Origin of the sequence: Mesorhizobium sp. AD1-1, assembly GCF_020164655.1 — a bacterium.
In the GTDB taxonomy this organism is placed as follows: domain Bacteria; phylum Pseudomonadota; class Alphaproteobacteria; order Rhizobiales; family Rhizobiaceae; genus Mesorhizobium; species Mesorhizobium ciceri.
This window is the reverse complement of the sequence record NZ_JAIUGP010000004.1, coordinates 334,149-353,772: the sequence shown is the minus strand read 5'-3', so window position 1 is coordinate 353,772 and position 19,624 is coordinate 334,149. Positions and strand designations below refer to the sequence as shown.

The 19,624-nt window shown below is 59.3% G+C and carries 16 protein-coding genes; 5 read left to right on the top strand and 11 right to left on the bottom strand.

The annotated features are described in order from the left end of the window. Positions 1-3 precede the first annotated feature (3 nt). The 3 genes from asnB to LB519_RS11295 are packed head-to-tail and all read left to right on the top strand — an operon-like array spanning position 4 to position 3,881. Positions 4-2,025, top strand: a complete 2,022-nt coding sequence (asnB, locus tag LB519_RS11305) for an asparagine synthase (glutamine-hydrolyzing) (protein ID WP_224620001.1) — start codon at positions 4-6, stop codon at positions 2,023-2,025. After that, positions 2,022-3,575: a class I adenylate-forming enzyme family protein gene (locus tag LB519_RS11300; RefSeq protein WP_164767669.1), complete on the top strand. Its 1,554-nt coding sequence runs from the start codon at positions 2,022-2,024 to the stop codon at positions 3,573-3,575. Before asnB ends, LB519_RS11300 begins: the two co-directional genes overlap by 4 nt. A 39-nt stretch (positions 3,576-3,614) precedes the next feature. After that, positions 3,615-3,881, top strand: coding sequence for an acyl carrier protein (locus tag LB519_RS11295; RefSeq protein ID WP_224619999.1), 267 nt, complete (start codon positions 3,615-3,617; stop codon positions 3,879-3,881). Positions 3,882-3,940: 59 nt separating this feature from the next. Here LB519_RS11295 and LB519_RS11290 read toward each other — a convergent pair whose 3' ends face one another. The 7 genes from LB519_RS11290 to LB519_RS11260 form a co-directional block, all read right to left on the bottom strand. Further along, positions 3,941-4,633, bottom strand: coding sequence for a N5-glutamine methyltransferase family protein (locus LB519_RS11290; protein WP_224620049.1), 693 nt, complete (start codon positions 4,631-4,633; stop codon positions 3,941-3,943). Between the two features lie 110 nt (positions 4,634-4,743). Next, complete coding sequence (locus tag LB519_RS11285; protein ID WP_063167489.1) at positions 4,744-6,006, bottom strand: polysaccharide biosynthesis/export family protein; 1,263 nt, start codon at positions 6,004-6,006, stop codon at positions 4,744-4,746. A gap of 16 nt (positions 6,007-6,022) precedes the next feature. Beyond that, entirely contained in the window at positions 6,023-7,252 is a 1,230-nt protein-coding gene (locus LB519_RS11280; protein ID WP_224619997.1) for a hypothetical protein, read from the bottom strand. Continuing rightward, on the bottom strand, positions 7,249-8,253 hold the full coding sequence (locus tag LB519_RS11275; RefSeq protein ID WP_064994999.1) for an SDR family NAD(P)-dependent oxidoreductase: 1,005 nt from the start codon (positions 8,251-8,253) through the stop codon (positions 7,249-7,251). The genes LB519_RS11280 and LB519_RS11275 overlap by 4 nt, the downstream gene beginning before the upstream one ends. 87 nt (positions 8,254-8,340) lie before the next feature. After that, a complete protein-coding gene (locus tag LB519_RS11270; RefSeq protein ID WP_013533117.1) occupies positions 8,341-9,015 on the bottom strand; it encodes a sugar transferase in 675 nt (224 codons plus the stop codon). Next, positions 9,012-10,148: a DegT/DnrJ/EryC1/StrS family aminotransferase gene (locus LB519_RS11265; RefSeq protein WP_013533116.1), complete on the bottom strand. Its 1,137-nt coding sequence runs from the start codon at positions 10,146-10,148 to the stop codon at positions 9,012-9,014. Before LB519_RS11265 ends, LB519_RS11270 begins: the two co-directional genes overlap by 4 nt. 39 nt (positions 10,149-10,187) lie before the next feature. After that, positions 10,188-10,910, bottom strand: a complete 723-nt coding sequence (locus LB519_RS11260) for an NDP-sugar synthase (RefSeq protein ID WP_013533115.1) — start codon at positions 10,908-10,910, stop codon at positions 10,188-10,190. A gap of 480 nt (positions 10,911-11,390) precedes the next feature. Between LB519_RS11260 and LB519_RS11255 the strand changes: the two genes are divergently transcribed. Beyond that, a complete protein-coding gene (locus LB519_RS11255) occupies positions 11,391-12,065 on the top strand; it encodes a LuxR C-terminal-related transcriptional regulator (protein WP_013533114.1) in 675 nt (224 codons plus the stop codon). Here the strand turns inward: LB519_RS11255 and LB519_RS11250 are convergent. Then, positions 12,058-13,800, bottom strand: a complete 1,743-nt coding sequence (locus LB519_RS11250) for a PAS domain-containing protein (protein ID WP_024502428.1) — start codon at positions 13,798-13,800, stop codon at positions 12,058-12,060. The genes LB519_RS11255 and LB519_RS11250 overlap by 8 nt on opposite strands. Before the next feature lie 213 nt (positions 13,801-14,013). Between LB519_RS11250 and LB519_RS11245 the strand changes: the two genes are divergently transcribed. After that, complete coding sequence (locus LB519_RS11245; protein ID WP_024502429.1) at positions 14,014-14,721, top strand: helix-turn-helix transcriptional regulator; 708 nt, start codon at positions 14,014-14,016, stop codon at positions 14,719-14,721. An 81-nt stretch (positions 14,722-14,802) separates the two neighbouring features. Here the strand turns inward: LB519_RS11245 and LB519_RS11240 are convergent, their stop codons facing one another. From LB519_RS11240 to LB519_RS11230, 3 genes are all read right to left on the bottom strand, one after another. After that, positions 14,803-15,843 carry a glycosyltransferase family 2 protein gene (locus tag LB519_RS11240; RefSeq protein WP_024502430.1) on the bottom strand — a complete coding sequence of 347 codons (1,041 nt, stop codon included), beginning with the start codon at positions 15,841-15,843 and terminating at the stop codon, positions 14,803-14,805. Next, positions 15,840-17,207, bottom strand: a complete 1,368-nt coding sequence (locus LB519_RS11235; RefSeq protein ID WP_013533110.1) for an oligosaccharide flippase family protein — start codon at positions 17,205-17,207, stop codon at positions 15,840-15,842. The genes LB519_RS11240 and LB519_RS11235 overlap by 4 nt, the downstream gene beginning before the upstream one ends. 184 nt (positions 17,208-17,391) lie before the next feature. Then, positions 17,392-19,623 carry a GumC family protein gene (locus tag LB519_RS11230; RefSeq protein WP_224619995.1) on the bottom strand — a complete coding sequence of 744 codons (2,232 nt, stop codon included), beginning with the start codon at positions 19,621-19,623 and terminating at the stop codon, positions 17,392-17,394. Position 19,624 lies beyond the last annotated feature (1 nt).

Genomic DNA, 19,624 nt, shown 5'->3' with positions numbered 1-19,624 from the left:
CCCATGTGCGGCATCGCCGGAATTGTGGCGCTGAACGCGGCTGCGGAGCCTCCTTCACGAGCCGCGCTTCTACGAATGGCAGCCGCGCTCTCCCATCGAGGCCCGGATGAGAGCGGCGTTTACCGCGACAGGCGGGCGGGGCTGGCGCATACCCGTCTGTCGGTCATCGATCTCTCGACCGGACAGCAGCCCCTCGCGGACACCGGCGATACCACCTGGATCGTGTTCAACGGCGAGATCTTCAACTACGTCGAGCTGCGTGAACAACTCATGGCGCTGGGGCATCGTTTCCGCACCCGCAGCGATACCGAGGTCATCGTGCACGCCTACCGCGCCTGGGGCGTGGCCGCGTTCGAGAGGCTAAACGGGCAGTGGGCACTCGCCATCTGGGATTCGCTGACAGGCCGCCTCGTCCTGTCGCGCGACCGGTTCGGCATCTGCCCGCTGCATTTGTGCGAACATGCTGGCCGCCTTCACTTCGCCAGCGAAGTGAAGGCCATTTTCGCAGCCGACCCGGCGATACCGCGGGCCTTCGATCCGGCGGGGATAGACCAGACTTTCACGCTGTGGACGGTCGTACCGCCGCAAGGCGTATTTCAGGGAGTGAAGGAACTTACCCCCGGCCATGTACGCATCTACGACAATGGCAGCGTTCGTGAGCACGCTTTCTGGAAACCTTGTTATCCCGAGATCGCGGACCAGGCCCACGGCACCTTCACCGGCTCACTGGACGATGCGGTGGACGAAGTGCGTAGCGCCTTGCAGGCCGCGACGGCGCTTAGAATGGTCAAGGCGGATGTGCCGGTTGGCTGCTACCTTTCCGGCGGGCTCGACAGCTCACTTGTCGCCATGCTCGGGAGGCGCTTCGCCGGCGCGCCATTCCAGACCTTCTCGTTGCGTTTTGCTGACGCCGAATATGATGAAACCCGTTACCAGCGGCTGGTTGCAAGTGCGAGCGGCGGCGAGCACCACGAGGTGATGGTTTCGCGCGGTGATATTGCCGAGGTTTTCCCAGATGTGATCCGTCACGCCGAGCGTCCGATTCTCAGGACCGCGCCGGCGCCGTTGTTCCTTCTCTCGAGACTGGTGCGCGAACATGGCATCAAGGTCGTCCTGACCGGCGAGGGCGCCGACGAGATGTTTGCCGGCTACGACCTGTTCCGTGAAGGCAAGGTCCGCCGTTTCTGGGGGCGGCAGCCCGCATCCGCCCGACGCGCGCGACTGCTGGAACGCCTCTACCCCTATCTGAGCCGGTCGCCGGTCAAGCAGCAGGCGATGGCGCGCCAGTTCTTTGGACACGATATCCATGCATTTGGCGCGCCCGGCTTCGCGCATGACACCCGCTGGCGCACCACCAGCGCCATCAAACGGCTGTTCTCGGCCGGCATGCATGCCGAAGCGGCGCGTCACGACGTGGTGGCGGACCTGCTTGGCCGCCTGCCCGAAGAGTTTCCACGATGGGGTCCTCTCGCGCAGGACCAGTACCTTGAGATCAGGACACTGATGTCGGGCTACCTGCTCTCCTCGCAGGGTGACAGGATGCTGATGGCCCATTCTGTCGAGGGGCGCTTCCCGTTCCTGGACGACAGGCTCGTGGCGTTGGCGAATTCGCTCCCGCCCGACTACAAGCTGCGCATTCTGGATGAGAAACACGTGCTGAAGCGTGTGGCGAAATCGATCGTGCCCGTGGAAGTCGTGGCCCGCAAGAAGCAACCCTACCGGGCGCCCAACGCACTTTGCTTCACGGGCGATGGCGCACCCGCCTATGTCCGCGAAGCACTCTCCGAGACTGCTCTGCGCGCGGCGAATGTCTTTGATCCGAACTCGGTCGCGCGCCTGCTGGACAAATGCGCTGCCAAGACCGGCGATGGGGATCTGTCCAACTCGGACAACATGGCATTGGTCGGCGTGCTGTCGACGCAGCTCCTCCATCAGCAGTTTGTCGCAAGCCGCCCATCGAGCGCGCATGCGGTCGACCTCAGGATAGACGTCGATCACCTGCACAGGGAAGAGGTGCTGGTATGATGCATGGCGCCGTACCTCTGCTGGACGATTACCTCAGCCATTCGGCCGAACGGCTCGGCGACAAGATAGCGCTGGTGTGCGGCGAGCACCGGCTCACCTATGACGAGCTTGAGACACGCTCCAGCGCGGTCGCCCGTCATCTCGTCACGTCCGGGGTCGCTCCCGGTGACCGCGTTATGATCTTCGCCGACAACACCGTCGAGACCGTGGTCAGCTTCTGGGCGGTTCTCAAGGCGAGCGCCGTTGTGTGCGTCGTCAATCCGCTCACCAAGAGCGACAAGCTGGGGTATTTGCTCAACGATTGCCTTCCGGCAGCATTGATCACCGACAAACATTTGCAGCCGGTCTTTGCTGAGCCGGCGCGTAACTGTCCGTCGCTGCGGCGGCTCATCGTCTCCGGTCAGGTGGACGACGCCGAGCTCCGGGGATTGCCGCATGCCGTGCGCTGGGATGAGGCGGCTGCCGGCCACGGCAAAGCGCCGGCCCGCCGCCGCATCGATATCGATCTCGCAGCCATCATCTACACGTCGGGCTCGACCGGCGAACCCAAAGGCGTGATGCTGACACACAGGAACATGATGACAGCCTGCACGTCTATCGCCTCGTACCTTGAGCTTGGCGAAGACGACGTGATCCTCAATGTCTTGCCCCTGGCCTTCGACTACGGCCTCTATCAGATGATAATGGCATTCCGTACCGGGGCGCGGTTGGTCCTCGAGCGCTCGTTTGCCTTCCCCGCACAGATACTTGCGATCATCGAAAGGGAGAGAGTTACAGGCTTTCCCGGCGTGCCGACCATCTTTGCCGCGCTGTCGGATCTCAGGACGCTGAAGGCAAATGATTTTGCAAGCATAAGGTATGTCACGAACACGGCGGCAGCCCTGCCGCTTAAGCACATTCGCCTGCTCCAGGAACTGTTTGCCGCCGCCCGCATCTATTCGATGTACGGCCTGACCGAATGCAAACGCTGCACCTATCTTCCGCCGGACGATCTTGCCCGAAAACCGTTGAGCGTGGGGATCGCCATCCCGAACACCGAAATGTGGATTGTCGATGAGGATGACCGAAGGGTTGGTCCCAATGTCGTCGGCCAGTTGGTCATCCGCGGGGCAACGGTCATGAAGGGCTACTGGGGTAAGCCGGAGGCTACCGCGAAGAAGCTCAAGCCAGGTCCTTTGCCCGGCGAGCAGGTTCTGTACACCGGCGACTACTGCCGAATGGACGAGGAAGGCTACCTCTATTTTGTCGGCCGCAGCGATGAGATCATAAAATCGCGGGGAGAAAAGGTGGCGCCTAGGGAAGTCGAAAACGTGCTGATGGAAATCCCGGGAGTACGGGAAGCCGCGGTTGTCGGAGTACCTGACGACCTGCTGGGGCAAGCAGTGAAAGCGTTTGTCGTCATGGAGCAAGGAACGATCATGGGCGAAAAGCAGCTGCGGATGGAATGTCAGAAGCGATTGGAAAACTTCATGATTCCGAAGTCCATCCAAATTGTGTCCAGTCTGCCGATGACGGACACGGGCAAGCTCAAGAAAATGGCGCTGTCATAAAGCAATTTACGGAAATTATTTGGATCGGAGGCCAATTCAATGCTGAGCACGAACAACAGAATTGACACCTACAGCGATCAAATCCGCGCCTTTCTGGCGTCAAACTTCTACGTAGCCGACCCGCATGCGCTGGAAGTTGAAACGTCGTTGCTCGATCAGGGCATCATAGACTCGACTGGAGTGCTTGAAGTTATCGGATTCGTCGAGGAGACATTCGGCATCACTGTCGAGGACAGTGAACTTCTGCCGGAGAATTTCGATTCCATCCAGGGAATTGCACGTTACGTGGTCAGCAAGGAAAACTGATCGCCGGGCCACGGCTTGAGGGCGTCGTCCCAACCGAGCGTGCAAACCCATGGCGCGGCTCACGCTGACGCTTTGGCCCGTGCACAAACCACCCTGGCTTCACCGGCTTTGTTCGCAACCGTGCGAATGCTCTCATAGGCTTTGGAACGCTCAACCAAACTCATGACCTGCCGGTCCTGGCCAAGCCCGACCTCGAAAAGCAGCATGCCACCTTGCCGCAGATAGTGCTGCGCCTCCTTGATCACCCGCATATGAATGCTCAGGCCGTAAGGCCCGGCAGCGAACGCCTCACGGGGTTCAAGTTCCATCAGATGCGCGCGGTCGCTTTCGAGCCGCTTCTCCGAGATGTAAGGCGGGTTGCAGACAACCAGATCGATCGTACCTTCGAGCTCCAGACCCGAGAAGGAATTGAAGAGGTCGCCCTGTAGCACCGAAATGCGTCCGGCCAGGCCAAGATGGGCAACGTTCCGGCAGGTGGTTTCGACGCAGCTGTCAGTGAGATCGCTCGCCCAGACGCGCGCGGTGGGGACCTTGTATCCAATGGCGCAGGCGAGATTGCCCGCCCCGCAGCACATGTCCACGACACGCGGTACCGGCCTGTTAAGTTCACGAAGCACATTGAGGGCGGTGCTGCCGAGCAGTTCCGTCTCCGGGCGAGGGACGAGCACGCCGGGCGCGACAACCAACTTCAGCCCCATGAAGTCGGTGCGGCCGGTGCTGTAGGCGCTGGCGACATCTATTTCACCAATCACGGCAAACCCGCTTTCTTGATTTCCCCATGTCGATTTCTCAGGCGCCCGGTCTTCATGACGTGGGCGAGCCATCAGCAACGTCGTTCCCGGCTCGGTTCACGTCCGCGCAACTACTGGATCGCCGCGCTCTGCAGTTCGCTGCTGAACCTCACCTCGATGGTGTCTCCAGGCGCAACCTCGGTGTCCTGGTCGACCGGTCGACCTCTCGACGCGTCGCCGGCCCCGCCGGTTATTGTGATCCGCGCCTGAAAGGTTTCGCCGGCGACGGGCAGTGGAAGCGCGGACGCCCCTGATGGCTGAAGCTTCTGGCTGGCTGCGTGGAGCCTTGCAGTGGTCTCGGCGAGGCGAAGGTCGGTGTCCCTCAATTCGTTCAGAAGGCCGATCCTTCTTTGATTTTCATTGCGTTCCTGCTGCCTGACGGAGTCTTCCTGCTGGCGCCGCGTTCTCATCAGTTCGACCGAGGTCTCGAGCGCCCGGCTCGACGACATCAGCACGGCACGTCTGACGTCGGCGAGTCTGCTGTTGGTCAGGTTGCCCGATTCGAACGATTTGGTGACCCGCGCAAGATCGTCTTCATCCTGTTTCACCGCGGCCGCTTCCGTCTGCTCGCGCTTGAGCAGAACCTCGACCTGAGCCTCGGCATCCTTGGCGGTCTTGTCGAGATAGCTTTGCTCCTGCTGAAAATTGTTCAGCGAAATCTTGAGGCCCTCCGCTTCCGCCTGCGCGACCGCCGATATCAATGCATTCGACAGGGGCGAGCCTTGCGGCGGTTGCATGTCAAATTCTGCCTGGTTCTGAAGTTCGGCGCGGATGCGCGCACCATGAAAGTAGTCTCTGATGTAGTCCCCCCAGATCGACTCGTAGTCGCGTCGCAGATCAACGGGATCAGGTCCGCTTTGGCTTGCCCGAGACCGCAGGAGACTAAAACCGCCGGCGACGGCAATTGCCTGTCGGACAGTCATGAGTGGCCGGTAAGTCTGCTGCCCTGGTGTCAGCACATCGCCAGTCACATAGATCGGACGGTACTCCGCGATCACGGCCGTGACGTCGCTCGGCTTGATGACGATCATTTGCTCCCGTCCATCAGGTAGGCGCTGATGGACTATCTTGGTTGGCAGCACCGCCTCCATTCGCGTCTGCAATTCGGCCGGCGTCAGCCCGCCAACCGGGATCATCCCGAACTCGGGCAGCGCGATCGAGCCATCCATTTGCACGATCGCGCGTTGCGTTCGCTCCGCTATGGAGGCTATTCCTATCTCCACCGTATCGCCGGGCGACAGCTTATAGGCCACCGGCGCTTCAGCCGCGGCTGCGATATCCAGGGCCAGGCAGCCGGCAAGGGCTGCAAAGAAAATTCGGCTAACGAAGGCCATCGATGGCAATCTCCCTTTAATTCAGGCCCGGCTGCTGCGGCCAATCGAGATGGGCGACGAATTCGTAGACCGGCCCACCAGGCACCCCCCAATTGCTCGACCAGATCACTTGCGACCCATCAGGGGAGGGTGAGGCATGTGTCTCGCTCCAATAGTCGAACGGAGCGTTTCGCGTCTGCACGATGCGTCGGACCTCCTGACGACCGTCGACACGCAGCGCGATCACTTCGCGCGTGTATGGCGCCCAGTCCGGGTGGCTCCGAACCTCATCGGGATTGCCCCCGTAACTTATAAATGCCCATTCGGGCCTGTCCAAAGCACGCAGCGACGTATGCTCGGCCTCACCGTACTTCGTGAGCGACGTGACCTTTCCATCGGACAGCCGACGCTTGATCACCTGATATTTGTCCGGAGCGGATTTGCTGGTTCCGACGTAAATTTCGCTGCCATCCGCATCGAGAGTCAAATCGCCATGGCCGGGCCGATGATGATCCTTCCACGTTTGGCGCAGGGTGCCGTCGACTGCGAAAATGGCTCGCTGTTCGGTGCCGTCGACCAGATTTTGGAAACACAGGATGTTCTCTCCGAGCGGAGAAATGGTGCAGGAACTGGTCGTTCCGGCAACCTGGGCGAGATCGATGTCCGGGTATTTCAGACGCCGGTCGATGTCGTATGCGAAGACGACAGCAGCTCCATCATTGCGGGTCGCGCGTACGGCAATGCGGTTGCCGTCACGACTAGGATTTCCCTTGGACGGGCCGAATTCGAGATCCCGATATTTCGTTGCGGCATACACTATGTCCTCACGATTGGTGCGGGGCGCCCAGGTCGATATCTTTTGACCATCGACACAGATCATCATCTCCGCGTTTCGAGGGCGCCATTCGCACTCACCCGACTTGTTGCGATGAAACAAAGGGAGGTAGGTTTTCCCGTCGAGGAAACACATGCCGTTGCAGCCGTTCATGAGGACGAGGAGGCTCTGATTGGCATTCCAGGCTTGCGCGCTCGAGTAGCGATGACTGCAATATATTTTGCCGCAGACAATTCCGCTGCCAAGCGCTCCGGGCTGAGTGATCCGAGTAAAGCGGATCCCTGTCGCCGGATCAGTTGCAGGTTTCAGATAAGCGGGCAGATCCATTGCCGGCTCCGTGCCTGCCGCACCGCTCGGCCGGTTTCCGGCTGTGTGCAGCGCCAGCAGAGCGGCCATCAACAGCAAAGCTGGTATGAGCCGCGGAAAGGTCATGTCATGTAGCTCATTTCGCGTCGGACGCGGCCTTCGCTGAGGCGCGAGCGCCACCACTCGATGGTCTTTTCCAGACCATCACGCAAGCTCGTATGTGCCCGCCATCCGACTTTACTTTCAAGGTTCGAGGAATCGGCGAGCAACGCGCGAACCTCGGAGTTTTGCGGCCGCATCCGGCTTTCATCTCGACGAACTGGTTTCCTGGTGCCACTCAACTCGAGCACCAACTCCAAAACGTCCGAGACACTGACGGCGCGCTGGCTGCCTGCATTGTAGGCATGGCCAAATTCAAGCTCGGCCGCCCCTGCCGCCACAAATGCCGCCGCAGTGTCCTCCACAAAGGTAAGGTCGCGGATAGGGCTGGTGTCTCCGACCATGATCGCCGGACAGTTCTCGTCCAGAGCCTGCCTTATGATGGTCGGCACGATGGCCCGCTCGCTCTGGCGCGGCCCGTATGTATTGAACGGTCGCAGGATGACCACCGGCACATCGAAGGACCTGGCATAGGACGCCGCCATCATGTCTGCGCCGATCTTGGACGCAGAGTAGGGGGACTGTCCCTGCAGCGGGTGGGATTCGTCGATCGGCATGGTCAGAGCGGTGCCATAAACCTCGCTCGTGGACGTATGCACAATGCGTTCGGTTTCCCAGTGGCGTGCCGCTTCGAGGACATTCACGGTGCCCAGCACATTGGTTTCCACATAGGATTGGGCAGCCGCGTAGGAGTAGGGAATCGCAATCAGCGCAGCCAGATGAAACACCGCCGCCTGGCCGCGCACGATCCGGTTGATGAACGCGCTGTCACGAACATCCCCACGAATGCATTGCAACTGGCTTCGAACGTGGTCGGGTAAATCGTCCAGCCAGCCATGGCTGTCGAACGAGTTGTATAGGGCCAGTGCCGTGACATCGGCGCCTTCGTGCACCAGCGCTTCCGTGAGGTGGGATCCGATAAATCCATCCGCACCCGTGACCAGGACCTTCCTGCCGCGATAGCTCACGACTGTGCACTCCTTTGATCGTGTGAGCTGTCAAACTGGCGAACGAACAACAATCCATTCATGCCAAACTCTCCTCACCTTCCAACTCTACCCACTCGCCGCGGGAGGCAGGGACACGCCGAAAACCGCCCTGAAGCCTCGCATTATCCAGACGAGGTCCGATGCAATCGTGCGCCGCGGATAGTAGGCGAGGTCGATCGTTGCCTTGGCCGGGAACAGGACCTCTCGATAAAACAGGAGCGGATCAAGGGAGGGCGGGTAAAAACAGGCTTCGTGACGGAAGAGAACCTGGGTCGGGCCGAGCAGGCCGGGCTTCCACTGCAGGACGGCTTCATTGCCGCCGCGGAAACAATCGGCGAAGGCAAGGCTTTCCGGCCGCGGGCCGACAATTGCCATGTCTCCCGTAAAAACGTTCCACAGTTGCGGCAACTCATCAAGTTTCGTTGCCGCGAGAAAACGGCCTATCCGCGTCATCCGGCTGTCATCGTTCATGGTCAGCGCAAGGCCGAAAGGATCGGCTGTTGTCTTGAATTTGCGGAACTTGTACATGCGAAACGGTTTTGCGCCGGCACCCAGGCGCGTCTGTGCGAAAAGCACGGGCCAACCACCCTCGACAAAGAGTGCAACAGCAATCAGTAGCATCAGCGGAGCGAGTGCCATTCCCGCTGCTGCGGCGAGGATGATATCCATCGCGCGCCTGGCAATTCCGTGGCTGGTGCCAGCTACGGCGGGCCGATGCATCGTCACGTCGAGTGCGTTCATGCCGCGGCTCCCGCGCGCCCGCTGCTTTCAATCGCGGTGGCCAACGCAACAACCACCGACTCGATCGCACTTGCCGTAATTTGCGGGTGTAGTGGAATCGTCAACTCCCGCTGCGCGAAATCCTCGGTCTTCGGCAGATGGATTTCAGTGAACATTTGGCGATAGAGCGTCATCTGGTGCACGGGCGTATAGTGGATTGTGGTCTGTATTCCCTTCGTTCGCAGATGGTCGATCACCGTTTGCCGGTCGACGTCATGTGGCAGGAGGACAGGCATGATGTGATAGGCCGAGGTCCGCGGTTTGCAGAACGGAACTGTCACAGCCGAGCAATAGTCTGCGATCAGACGTCGATAGAGGACGACCAATATGCGCCGGATTTCATTCCATTCCTGCAGGTTCTGAAGCTGGACCAAGCCAATAGCGGCGCGCAATTCATCCATGCGGTAATTGAACCCGAGCATCGTCACATCGTATTGCGGCGTGCGGCTGTTCAGCCGCTGATGTGTGCCGCTGGTCATCCCATGTCCGCGAGCCTGGCGGATCGCTTCACGGAGCTGTGCATCCCGGGCGATTACGGCCCCACCTTCCGCGGTGGTCATGTTCTTGTTGCCGTAGAAGCTAAAGGCCGCGGCCGCACCGTAAGTCCCCACCTCCTTAAGGCCGGGAGCATGCGCGGCATCCTCGACGATATGCAGTCCTCGCACACGGGCAAATCTCTGCCATTCTTCCCGGTCGGCGAGGTAGCCGGCAAAGTGGACGAGAATGACGGCCTTGGTGCGTCCGGTGCACTTGGCTTCCGCGTCGCTTAGGGACATCAGTGGCACTTCGGCCGACTCTATGTCGACGAATACCGGTGTTGCTCCTACGTAGAGCACTGCATTCGCGGTCGCCACGAAGGTCAGCGAGGGAACCAGAACTTCGTCTCCGGGACCGATCCCAAGTGCATGGAGAATGAGATGCAGGGCGGCGGTGCAAGAGCTGACGGCAACGCAATCGACCGCATCATGCACGGCCGCGAAGGCCTCTTCAAAGGCTCGTACCTGGTCCCCCATCGTCAGCCAGCCACTGTCGACAACTTTGGCCAAGGCCGCCTTTTCCGGAAAGCCAAGAATAGGAGCGCTGACCAAGAGCATTACGACCTCCTCATGTTGGCGTGGTCGAGCGTTCAGCCCTCAAGCGGCCGCTGCCGAGACCTCGATCGATGCGGACTGCTCTTCCCAGGCAATGGTTTGTGCGTTTTGAAAATCTTCAACGCGTCCGATATCCAGCCAAAGCCCGTCATGTTTGTAGACGTGCACATTCGTGCCGTTTTGCATCATCTGCAGCATGAGATCGTCGAATCCGAAGGCGATGCCGTCAGGTATAAAACGAAAAACGTCTGGATTCATGCAATATATTCCCATACTTACCAGATGGGATAGCGTCGGTTTTTCACGAAATACTTGAACGGTATTGTCGACCTCGTCGATGACGCCGAAGTCCATTTTGATGACGCGGGATGCGGTGGCTATGGTGACTGGATCCGTGTGTGTGCGGTGTGATGCCACAAACCGGCTGAGACTGAGATCGGTAAGTACGTCCCCATTGAGAACAATGAACGGCTCGTCCAGTTCCTCCCTGATCAGGGAGAGCGGGCCAATGGTGCCGAGAGGTTCCAGTTCCTGGGTGTAGCGTATCCTTAGATTCCACTGGGATCCGTCCCCGCATACGGTGCGGATCAAGTGCCCCAGATAGCCGGTCGTGACGTAGACTTCCTGAATGCCGTTCCGCCGCAGCCACTTCAAAAGCAATTCAAGAACCGGTCGAGCACCGATCGGCATGAGAGGCTTGGGCAATATGGATGTGAAAGGCCGAAGGCGTGTTCCCATTCCACCGCACTGAATGACCGCTTTCATCTCGTCCTCCTATTGATACGACTGTCGCGGTGTGATGGGTCCAACCCACCCGGCCGGAAGGTACGCCAGTGTTGGTTTTGCCTCTCCGGAGTGCAGCGATGGTAAGTGGCGCTTGAGAAGGCGTCGTCGTGCATTTGAATGGCACTTTCCCGGCCTTTTGATTCAATATTCCAGTTGGCAGGGCATGGGCGCGGCAGGCCGATCAGAGCTGGGAACTGTTCACATGTCCGGCGCCGGCAACGACCTGCTCGGAAGGGCATCGCTACCGTTCGTACGAAAAAAACACTTCAACATCTGGCCCTGAAATGTGTGCGATTGTAAGCTATATTAGAAGGTTGAAATGTGCCGATGGGCGGCGGCGAGCGTCGACATACGGGGGATCAGCGGGCGGCTGATCTGTGTTGGGTCACCGTACAGTCCATCCAAAGGGAGGTTTCGGCAGCTAGGGACACATGCGGGCTGCCAAAAGGTGGGTGGTTCATGTATCGTATTATCATCGCCGATGATCACGGCTTGTATCGTCGTGGGCTGCGACTGGCTTTGATGGCCGGCATTCCAGACTTGGAAATATTCGAAGCGGCGTGTTTTGATACCGTCATAAGCCTGCTTGAAGATCAGGCGCCTGTTGATCTCGCCATCATCGACCTGAACATGCCGGGACTGTCCGGTCAGGACGACCTTCGCGACGTCTTACCGGCTCATCCCGACACACGGTTTGCAATTGTCTCAGGGACCGATTCACGCGCCGAGATTCTAACTGCCCTCTCGATTGGACTTCATGGCTATATCGTAAAGTCCCAAACGGACGAGGAGGTGGTCCTGGCGGTGAACGAAATCCTGGCTGGCCGCATTTACGTTCCGGCACTTCTTTCACAAAGGTCCAAGGAGTCGGTGCGCCTTCCATCCGAGGCTCCCACGCAAATGCCCCACAGGACCATCAGCGTCAACAATCTGGGCAGGCTTACGTCCAGACAGAAGGAAGTCCTCAGGTTGATGGCTGAAGGTTACTCGAACAAAGAGATTGCCCGCTCTCTTGAAATTGCAGAAGCGACGACGAAGATTCATGCGGCTGCCGTGCTGCGCGAACTTGGGGCACGAAATCGGACGGAAGCCGCGGTTTTGCTGAAGACATGGGCCGCCAGGGACATCAACTAGCGCCGATTGCTTTTGGCGGCAGCCGGACCGAATATTTCAGTCCGTGATCCAGCATCTCAAGCTTGGAAGAGTGGCCCACGATAGGCTCACCGTCGGCTCCGATAATCAACGACCCAAAGCCACGCCGAGCCGAGGTGGAGACCCGGCGCTCTCCCGATTCCGACCATTCAAACACTATGTCGGCGCCGGGCTCCTGGGCCACGAATTGCCACACCACCTCGATCCGTCCTGCCGGAGTGCCGAGAGCCCCATGCTTCACGGAATTGGTCGTAAGCTCGTGAACGATCATTGCGAAGCTCTCAGCCGAACCCTCAGCCATTTTTATTTCGGGTCCACTGATCGAAATGTCATGCGTCCCCATATAGGGCTGCAATTCCTGAACGATGAGGTCACGCAGGGAAGCCGACAGGCTGCCATCGCGTGAAAGAAGCAGATGCGTCGCCTGGAGTGCGCCGATCTTTTCGATCAGTGTCTGCTTATAGCTGGCGATATCATTGTCGGGGGCACCAACCATATTCACAAGCGCCGTGATCACCGGAAACAGATTGTTGAGCCTATGGCGCTGTTCAAGCATGGCCCGCTCTCGCTTCTTCGCCGCAGCCCGCAGCAGAATGGTTATGCGCCGATCGGTGAGATCCGCGGCGACTCCTATTCGCTGTGCACGACCGTCGCGCAATTCGTCCCGTCCCCGAAGAGCAATCCAGCGGATATGTCCGCCAGTTCGCCTGATGCGGATCTCAGCGTCATAGTCGGCGCCTGATGCAAGCTCTCCCGGGGCCATCAGATTAGGCAAGTCGGCCGGGTGAACGACCGCAGTCAATTCCTGCAATGGACGGCTCGGCGCGGGTGCCAGCCCCATCATTTCCCAGAACGCGGCTGAGCCCTTCACGGACCCGCTCTCGAAATCTATGCGCCATGTTCCCAACCGGCTTGACGATAGCGCCAGGTCCAACCATTCCTTCTGAGCCCGGAGTGCCTCGCGGGCGGTTCGCTCTCCCGATATGTCGTCCACCACTACAAAAATGCTTTGAGGGAGAGCATCGGCTGGCACGGCCAAAGACAGGGCCAATCTTGTCCACAAAATCGTGCCGTCTCTTCTCAGGAGACGGATCTCCGAGCCGAACGAAGTCGTGTCTTTCAGGCGAGTCAACGCTTCCGCCAAGGTGTGGTTGTCGTCGGGGTGGACGAGTGCGCTGAGCGGCAGACTTGAAAGCTCCTCCTCGACATACCCTGTCATCTCACAAAGACGCTTGTTGGACCGTTGCAACTCTCCGTTCTCATTCATGTTGGCAAAGCCAATGGCGGCACGTTCGAATGCCCAGCGATACCTGTTTTCGGTTGCTTCCAAGGCCGCGAGTCTAGCCTCCGCAACCTGCAAAAGGGTGCGGTAGTCCTGCCTCTGCCGGTGGAAAGTCAGGGCGATCATCCCCCCTGCAACCAGCAGCAGAATGGCTTGAACCCAAAGGCCGACATCGATTGGATGGTGCAGGACATCCCGCGTCAACAAGCCGACGGCAACCATCACAAATGTTGCCGCAAGAGCGATCATGCGATCTTCGAGATATGAGATGGCAATAATGGCGGGAACAAACTCAAAAAAGCCGATGTCGTATGCCACAGAGGTCGGCAGCGCTGTCTCGACTGCAAGTGTCGCTATCAGGAGCGACATCGAGGCAAGGCGGGTCAGCAACTTGCCTGAGCTGTTCGGATGCAAACTGAGCGAATGCAAACGCATGTGCCAGACTATAACCTTCTGACTAGTCCGTCGAGATTAGACCGAAAAGCGTACAGACTAGTCCGACCGCAGGATTGTTCCCCGGGATTGTAGCGCGCATTTTGTCCGATGTCGGGGGCGGATCGGACCGCTACTCTCCAAGCGACCTGACTGACATGTTTAAGGCACCTCCTTTTGACTGGGAGGCGTTGCCGTTTTGCGGGAGGTAAGAAAATGGCACTGGTTGGTAGGCAAGATGATGGAATTCTTGGTCGCCAATATGGAAGTTTCGGGGGAAAGCCTGTCTCCGCCTTGAGAACGCAAGGTGACCATGCTTCCGCTTGGCATCAAGCACCACAACGGTTCGACAGCGTTGCTGTCGAGCCACGGCAGAGCAGCCTTGCATCTGTTGTGAGAATGCTTGATCGCATCGGTTGTGGCTACCTGATCCTGAACAGCGACAGGAAGGTCATGGAGTGGAATTCAGCCGCTCAAAACACCTTGGAGCGCGAAGGCGAGGCAGCCGATACGGCCAGCAAGGTATTTGCTGCGCTGAGACGGCTGATCGCAAACGTGCCGGGCAATTTTTCTCCTGGCACGCTTTCATGGGTGGTGATCCGAGGCATGGGCGACAGGCCCCTGATATTGAACGAGAAGGGCATAGCAACGCCTGACGCGACAAGCATCGTGGCGCTGCTGGATCGTGAAAACAGGTCCGGGCCAAATCCCCAGACGCTGCAAAGAATGTTTGGTCTGACGAGTGCCGAAACGCAGCTCGCACTGCGCTTGGCGCAGGGCGATGCCCCTTTGGAAATAGCCCGCAAGCGGCGCTTGAGCCGGACCACGATAAGGTCGCAGCTGGCGTCGCTGTTCGCCAAGACCGAAACACGGCGACAGGCGGAACTGGTAGCTCTTCTTGGGCGCATATGCGTTTTGCCGTGAGGCAAACGCCTTTACCATGCGCGCGCACAACAGGCTTGTGCGCGCAATCTGTCGCTGATGTGCTTGTCGGCCAGCCTCACCTTACCGCCGTCGCGTGCGCACCCGTCCCAATCTTGGGCGGATTGCAAACACGTGATTAAGCACGTGCCAGCCCGCCACCTTCATGACCGAAGGCCGGAAGATCTGTATCCCATCCAGGAATGTGGTCAACCAGGACTGCTGGTGGAACCGCATGGGAATACGAGCAACCCGCAGCGCCCGCAGCAATGTCTCGGGAGGCGGGAGATGGTTGCGGTCTTTGATGAGATTCCAGTTAAGCTGCTTGACGGCGAGGGTCACTTCGTCGACCTCGCGGAAACTCTTTGACGTGGTAATGCTTGGATGGCTCGTTGCATCATAAAAGGTAAGCGGATCGCTTATCGCCACCATGTCCCCATGGCTGGCTAGATCGACGAAGAACAGTTGATCCACTCCGGCCGGAATCTCTTTGTGCGTGCGCATCAAGCAGCCGGCACGAATGACGTCGCTGTTGATCAACAATGTGGATGGAATGATCCCCAGGCAGCGTGTCGCGCGCACCAGATAGAGGTCCATCAGGCACTGCTGGCTGGAATAAAGGGAGATCGCTTCCTGCTCCTTGGGGACTTGGCGAAATCTCACTCGCTTGTCCTCGATTATGTTTGCGGCTGACGTCATGAAGGCAACCGACGGGTGCTGTTTGGCAACTTCGGCGAATGTCCTGAGTGCACCTGGCGCAAGCCAGTCATCGTCGTGCAGCAACTTGATCCACCGTCCAGAGCAAGCCAGCATAGCGTTGTTGGTGTTCTCCACCTGACCGCGACCTCGGCTGTTCTCGATGATGCGGATGCGAGGTTCGCTTCGTGCATAGTCGGTCACGATAGCCCAGGTCTCGCCCTCCGGTCCCTCGTCGTCGCTCACGACCAACTCCCAATCGGAGTAATCCTGACCCAGGACGCTGTCGATCGCCCTGCGGATCGTATCGGGCCGGCGAAAGGTTGGTATCCCGACAGAGATAAAAGGGCGTGACCATGAGACATCGGCACGGTCATGCTGGGTGACCGCAACTGCCGCTTGAAGATTGTCAACCGACGACGAATTCATGGTGTTTTTTCCTCGAGACATTCATGTTGGATGCACGTTGCAGCGCCTGCTGGTTGAGGGTCGTGGGTCAACAAATACAGCGATGCTGCCATTTTCAGAGCGAAACCCGACGCGCCGCCGGCGGCCATGAAATAGATGACGGTGACTGGCTGCCAGCCCGCCTGGGCGCCGGCGAGCAACGGGCCAAACACGAGAACCGCTCGTGCGAGGTCGATGACCAGTCTTGTTCCTTGCCGACGTAGCAGAGCGGGAACGTCGCTAAGCGGAGTCGACAACGCTTGTGCCGCGCCCATCAGCGCCAGTGCGGTCATGATTTCCGCGGTGGGCATCCAAGGCTCGCCCAGGAGCGGAACGACCACATAGGGCGCGGCGAGTCCAAGCAGCAATATCGGCACCGCGGTAAAGCCGGCAGCCAGCAGGAGAAGCCCGCGTGCCACGCCAAGCAGGTGTCCACGATTGTTGTTCTGGTTTGCTTCGGCGACAAAAACATTGCTGAGCGGTGAAGCGATCAGCGTCACTGGACCGGTAACCAGGCGCGTTGCCACGCCCAAATATCCGGCAAATGCGGTGCCGAACAGCCCACCGACAAGAACTGCCGGAAGATTGTTGATCGCTATGCTCGCGAGTGTTGCGGGGATATCGAACAGAGGAAATTTGTATTCCCGCCGGGCCTTTTCGAACACCGCACGCCAGGGTGCCCGGGCGATGCCGCGCAAATCCTCCCAGCTCGTCACCCGATAACCGATATACCCGATAAAGACGAACTGGCTCAAAATATGGGCATGGATCATCGCTTCGCCGCCAAGGTTGGCAATGCCGAAAACCAATTGCAGTGCAGCCATGCTCGCCGGCAGGATCAGCCGCCCAAGGGCAAAGTCGCGCAAAAGCCCAGCACGCAGGCTCCAGCAGTTCATGGCTTCGACCAGACCTGCGCCTCCCATTCCGATCGGAATGAGCCAGGCAAGCGAGCCGAGGCGGTTGGGAGCAAGGTTCGACAGCATCTGTCCGGCCGAAAAGGCCAGGACGGTGGTCACGAACACAGCCAAAAGGATAAGCTTGACCGTCACATAGGCCTGGGCGCTCCCCTTAACCCCATAGAGTGACGCCTCGAAGCGCAATGCTGCGACCCCGGCGAGTATGTTCACAATCGACAGATAAATCGTAAAGATGCCGAAATCCGCAGGCGAATAGAGCCGCGCCAAGACCGGAATCGCAGCAAGAAGGGTGAGTTGGCCGACAATTGCCATCGCCGACACTTCACCAGCTGCACGAATGATCGAACCGATCGTGCTCGGCCGAACAGCGATGATGGCTGTGTCGGCCGCGGGAACCATCTTGGGTCTCAGAAGGTCGCTCAGTGCCATCGGTTCGCGCTTCCGAGGGAGGCAAATATCGGGGATTGCCGCAGCCTACGATGCACACCGAACCTTGCCATCATTCACCTGAATGACGCGCTCTGCGGACAGGCTGCACCCTGAATCGTCCGGGCCGCTCCCTGGATGAACCGCCCCCGGATCGTCCGCGGCCCAAGGACGAGCCTGTGCTTGGTCATGCTATCTGCTCGCGCAAGAGGTCGGCGCTATCCTCGAGCCGATATCCGGCATGTTTTTTCAAGTTCACTTGCGTGAGGACGCTGCCGACGGGTACCGCAAGAGAACCGTTGCCCTGAAGGAGTTCCAGCACCCCGCGAGCGAGGGTACGTGGCGTTTTCCTCCATCGGACGGCAAAAAGCACCGCATCAGCCCATCCAGCCAGAAATTTGGCTTCCGGCCGCCCGAGCGCCGACGGCAGGTTTATGATGACGATGCGATAGGTCAAGTGCAGATCCGCCATCACTTTGCCCCCATCCTCGCAGGACAACACCGCCAGCAGATCGTCCGACGGAGCAGCGGTCATCACGTCGATGCCGATTTCATGCAGACTGGCCACGGCGTTTTCCAGGTTGCTGCGATTGCAGACATAGTCAGCGAAGGAATGGCGGCTCTTGCGCTCGCTGAACTGATGCAGGAACTCGAGCGTGAGTTGAACGCCCTTGCGTTCAAGATCGATCAAGAGAACACGACCGCCCATCCGCGTGCCGGCCAGCGCCAGACTCCATGCGAGCTCGGTCCCCCCATCCTCCGGGACGCTGGAGGTGACAAGCGCCGTGTACGACGAACGAGCCCTCAGCGCATTGGGCGCCGCAGCAATCAGCAACGACGTCACGGCGCGGCTATAGGCGGAGCTGCGCTCGCCCAGGACAAGGGTTCGCAGTCGTTTGGCATGCACCCTGCCTGCTTCGGGAATCTGCCCCATACATGGAACCTTGAGCACCGCTTCCGCCTCGGTCTCACCGCGGAAAGTCCGATCGAAGTGATTGCGCATCGTGACGAAAATCGCGCCCAGTATAGCGAACACAATCATCCCGGGCGGAACAAGGAAGATGGCGGGCAAGGTCTGCGGGATGGTCGGCGGCCATGCCGCCGATAGGATGGAAATTCCAGCCGAGGGAACTCCGATACGCCGCGTCAAATCCTGTTGCCGGCCAAGAAGTTCGTTGTATCGCTGGGTCAGCAAACTGACCTGCGGCTCGAGAACCCGCAACCCGGAAAGCCGGCTGGCGGTGTCGGCCATGACCGCATCCAAAATGGCCTTCCGGCTCTCAAGAGTGGCGATCTGGGCACGGAAAATGTTTGCGTCCGCAGCAATCTTGTCGATGCCTTGTTCGACCTTGCTTTCGGTCATGTTTCTGAGTTCTTGGTCCGCAGGCGCGCGAGCCTGTCGAGCCGCGAGATCGGCAAGTTCAGGCCCGCCAATGGCTTCGGCCACGGAGACGAAAGAAGCCCCCTGCGCTCGAAGCTCCTGAATGTGTCGCAGCCGAGTTTCCACAGCGGCGAGATCTGCGTTTGACATCGACAATTGCTGGCTGAGGTCGGCCCGTTCCCTGGCTGCATTGTCCGCCGAGCCTTGGTCGATGGCTCCGTGGCTCAACCGATATTTCTCAAGGCGGTCGGCCGCTGCCTGCAGATCGTTTTGCAGCCTGGGCAGGCTGGTGGTGATCGCATCGAGTTCTTGCTGGTCGGATGCCTGCCTTCTCCTTATCAGATTGTCGACATAGACCTGAGCGAATGTGTTGGCCACGAGCGCCGCCCGCTCGGGACTGTCATCGGCGAAAGCGACGGAGACTACTCTCGATCGCAGCTCCTGCCCGACCCGCATTCCTTGCCGCAAGGCTCTCAATTCGGAGGCATCCTCGGCCTGTGAATCGCTGATTGTTTTGTCCGCTCCTGGCCACAGTCGGTCCAGTAGACCACCGGCAAGCGAGCGTGTCCTTGGGGGAGGGATGGCAGACGGCTCAAGCCGGGAATTCCCGCTAGCGGAATTGTCCTGTCCGGTTTCAGCCGCACCTGTCTTGCGCAGTGCCGCCATGACGCGGCGCAGATGGTCTTGCGACGATAGCATCGTGATGTGGTCATCTATGCTTGAATCGACGAGGTCCTGCGAAGACGGGGCGCCGACGGGCAGTGAACCGCGCGATGGGGCGTCGATGATAAGCTGAGTAGTTGCTTCGTAGAGAACCGGGCGAAGACTTCCAAGCAACCCCGCCAGCAGCCCGCCCAACACAGCGAAGGCAACAATAGACCATTTTCGCCTTGCCAGAATCACGAAGAGTTGGTGCGACGCGGTGGCCGGCTCGACATATTCGCGCAACGACCGCACGTGCGCTCTGCCTTCGAGAACCGGTGCTGGTGGTTGATTGATCCGTGGCAGCTGGATCGGGCTGATTGCGGAACCTACCATT

Coding starts and splice junctions, on each gene's coding strand:
- LB519_RS11255 (WP_013533114.1), top strand. CDS start 11,391: ATGTATCGTATTATCATCGCCGATGATCACGGCTTGTATCGTCGTGGG.
- LB519_RS11285 (WP_063167489.1), bottom strand. CDS start 6,006: ATGGCCTTCGTTAGCCGAATTTTCTTTGCAGCCCTTGCCGGCTGCCTG.
- LB519_RS11295 (WP_224619999.1), top strand. CDS start 3,615: ATGCTGAGCACGAACAACAGAATTGACACCTACAGCGATCAAATCCGC.
- LB519_RS11230 (WP_224619995.1), bottom strand. CDS start 19,623: ATGGTAGGTTCCGCAATCAGCCCGATCCAGCTGCCACGGATCAATCAA.
- LB519_RS11280 (WP_224619997.1), bottom strand. CDS start 7,252: ATGACCTTTCCGCGGCTCATACCAGCTTTGCTGTTGATGGCCGCTCTG.
- asnB (WP_224620001.1), top strand. CDS start 4: ATGTGCGGCATCGCCGGAATTGTGGCGCTGAACGCGGCTGCGGAGCCT.
- LB519_RS11235 (WP_013533110.1), bottom strand. CDS start 17,207: ATGGCACTGAGCGACCTTCTGAGACCCAAGATGGTTCCCGCGGCCGAC.
- LB519_RS11260 (WP_013533115.1), bottom strand. CDS start 10,910: ATGAAAGCGGTCATTCAGTGCGGTGGAATGGGAACACGCCTTCGGCCT.
- LB519_RS11245 (WP_024502429.1), top strand. CDS start 14,014: ATGGCACTGGTTGGTAGGCAAGATGATGGAATTCTTGGTCGCCAATAT.
- LB519_RS11265 (WP_013533116.1), bottom strand. CDS start 10,148: ATGCTCTTGGTCAGCGCTCCTATTCTTGGCTTTCCGGAAAAGGCGGCC.
- LB519_RS11250 (WP_024502428.1), bottom strand. CDS start 13,800: ATGCGTTTGCATTCGCTCAGTTTGCATCCGAACAGCTCAGGCAAGTTG.
- LB519_RS11240 (WP_024502430.1), bottom strand. CDS start 15,843: ATGAATTCGTCGTCGGTTGACAATCTTCAAGCGGCAGTTGCGGTCACC.
- LB519_RS11270 (WP_013533117.1), bottom strand. CDS start 9,015: ATGAACGCACTCGACGTGACGATGCATCGGCCCGCCGTAGCTGGCACC.
- LB519_RS11300 (WP_164767669.1), top strand. CDS start 2,022: ATGATGCATGGCGCCGTACCTCTGCTGGACGATTACCTCAGCCATTCG.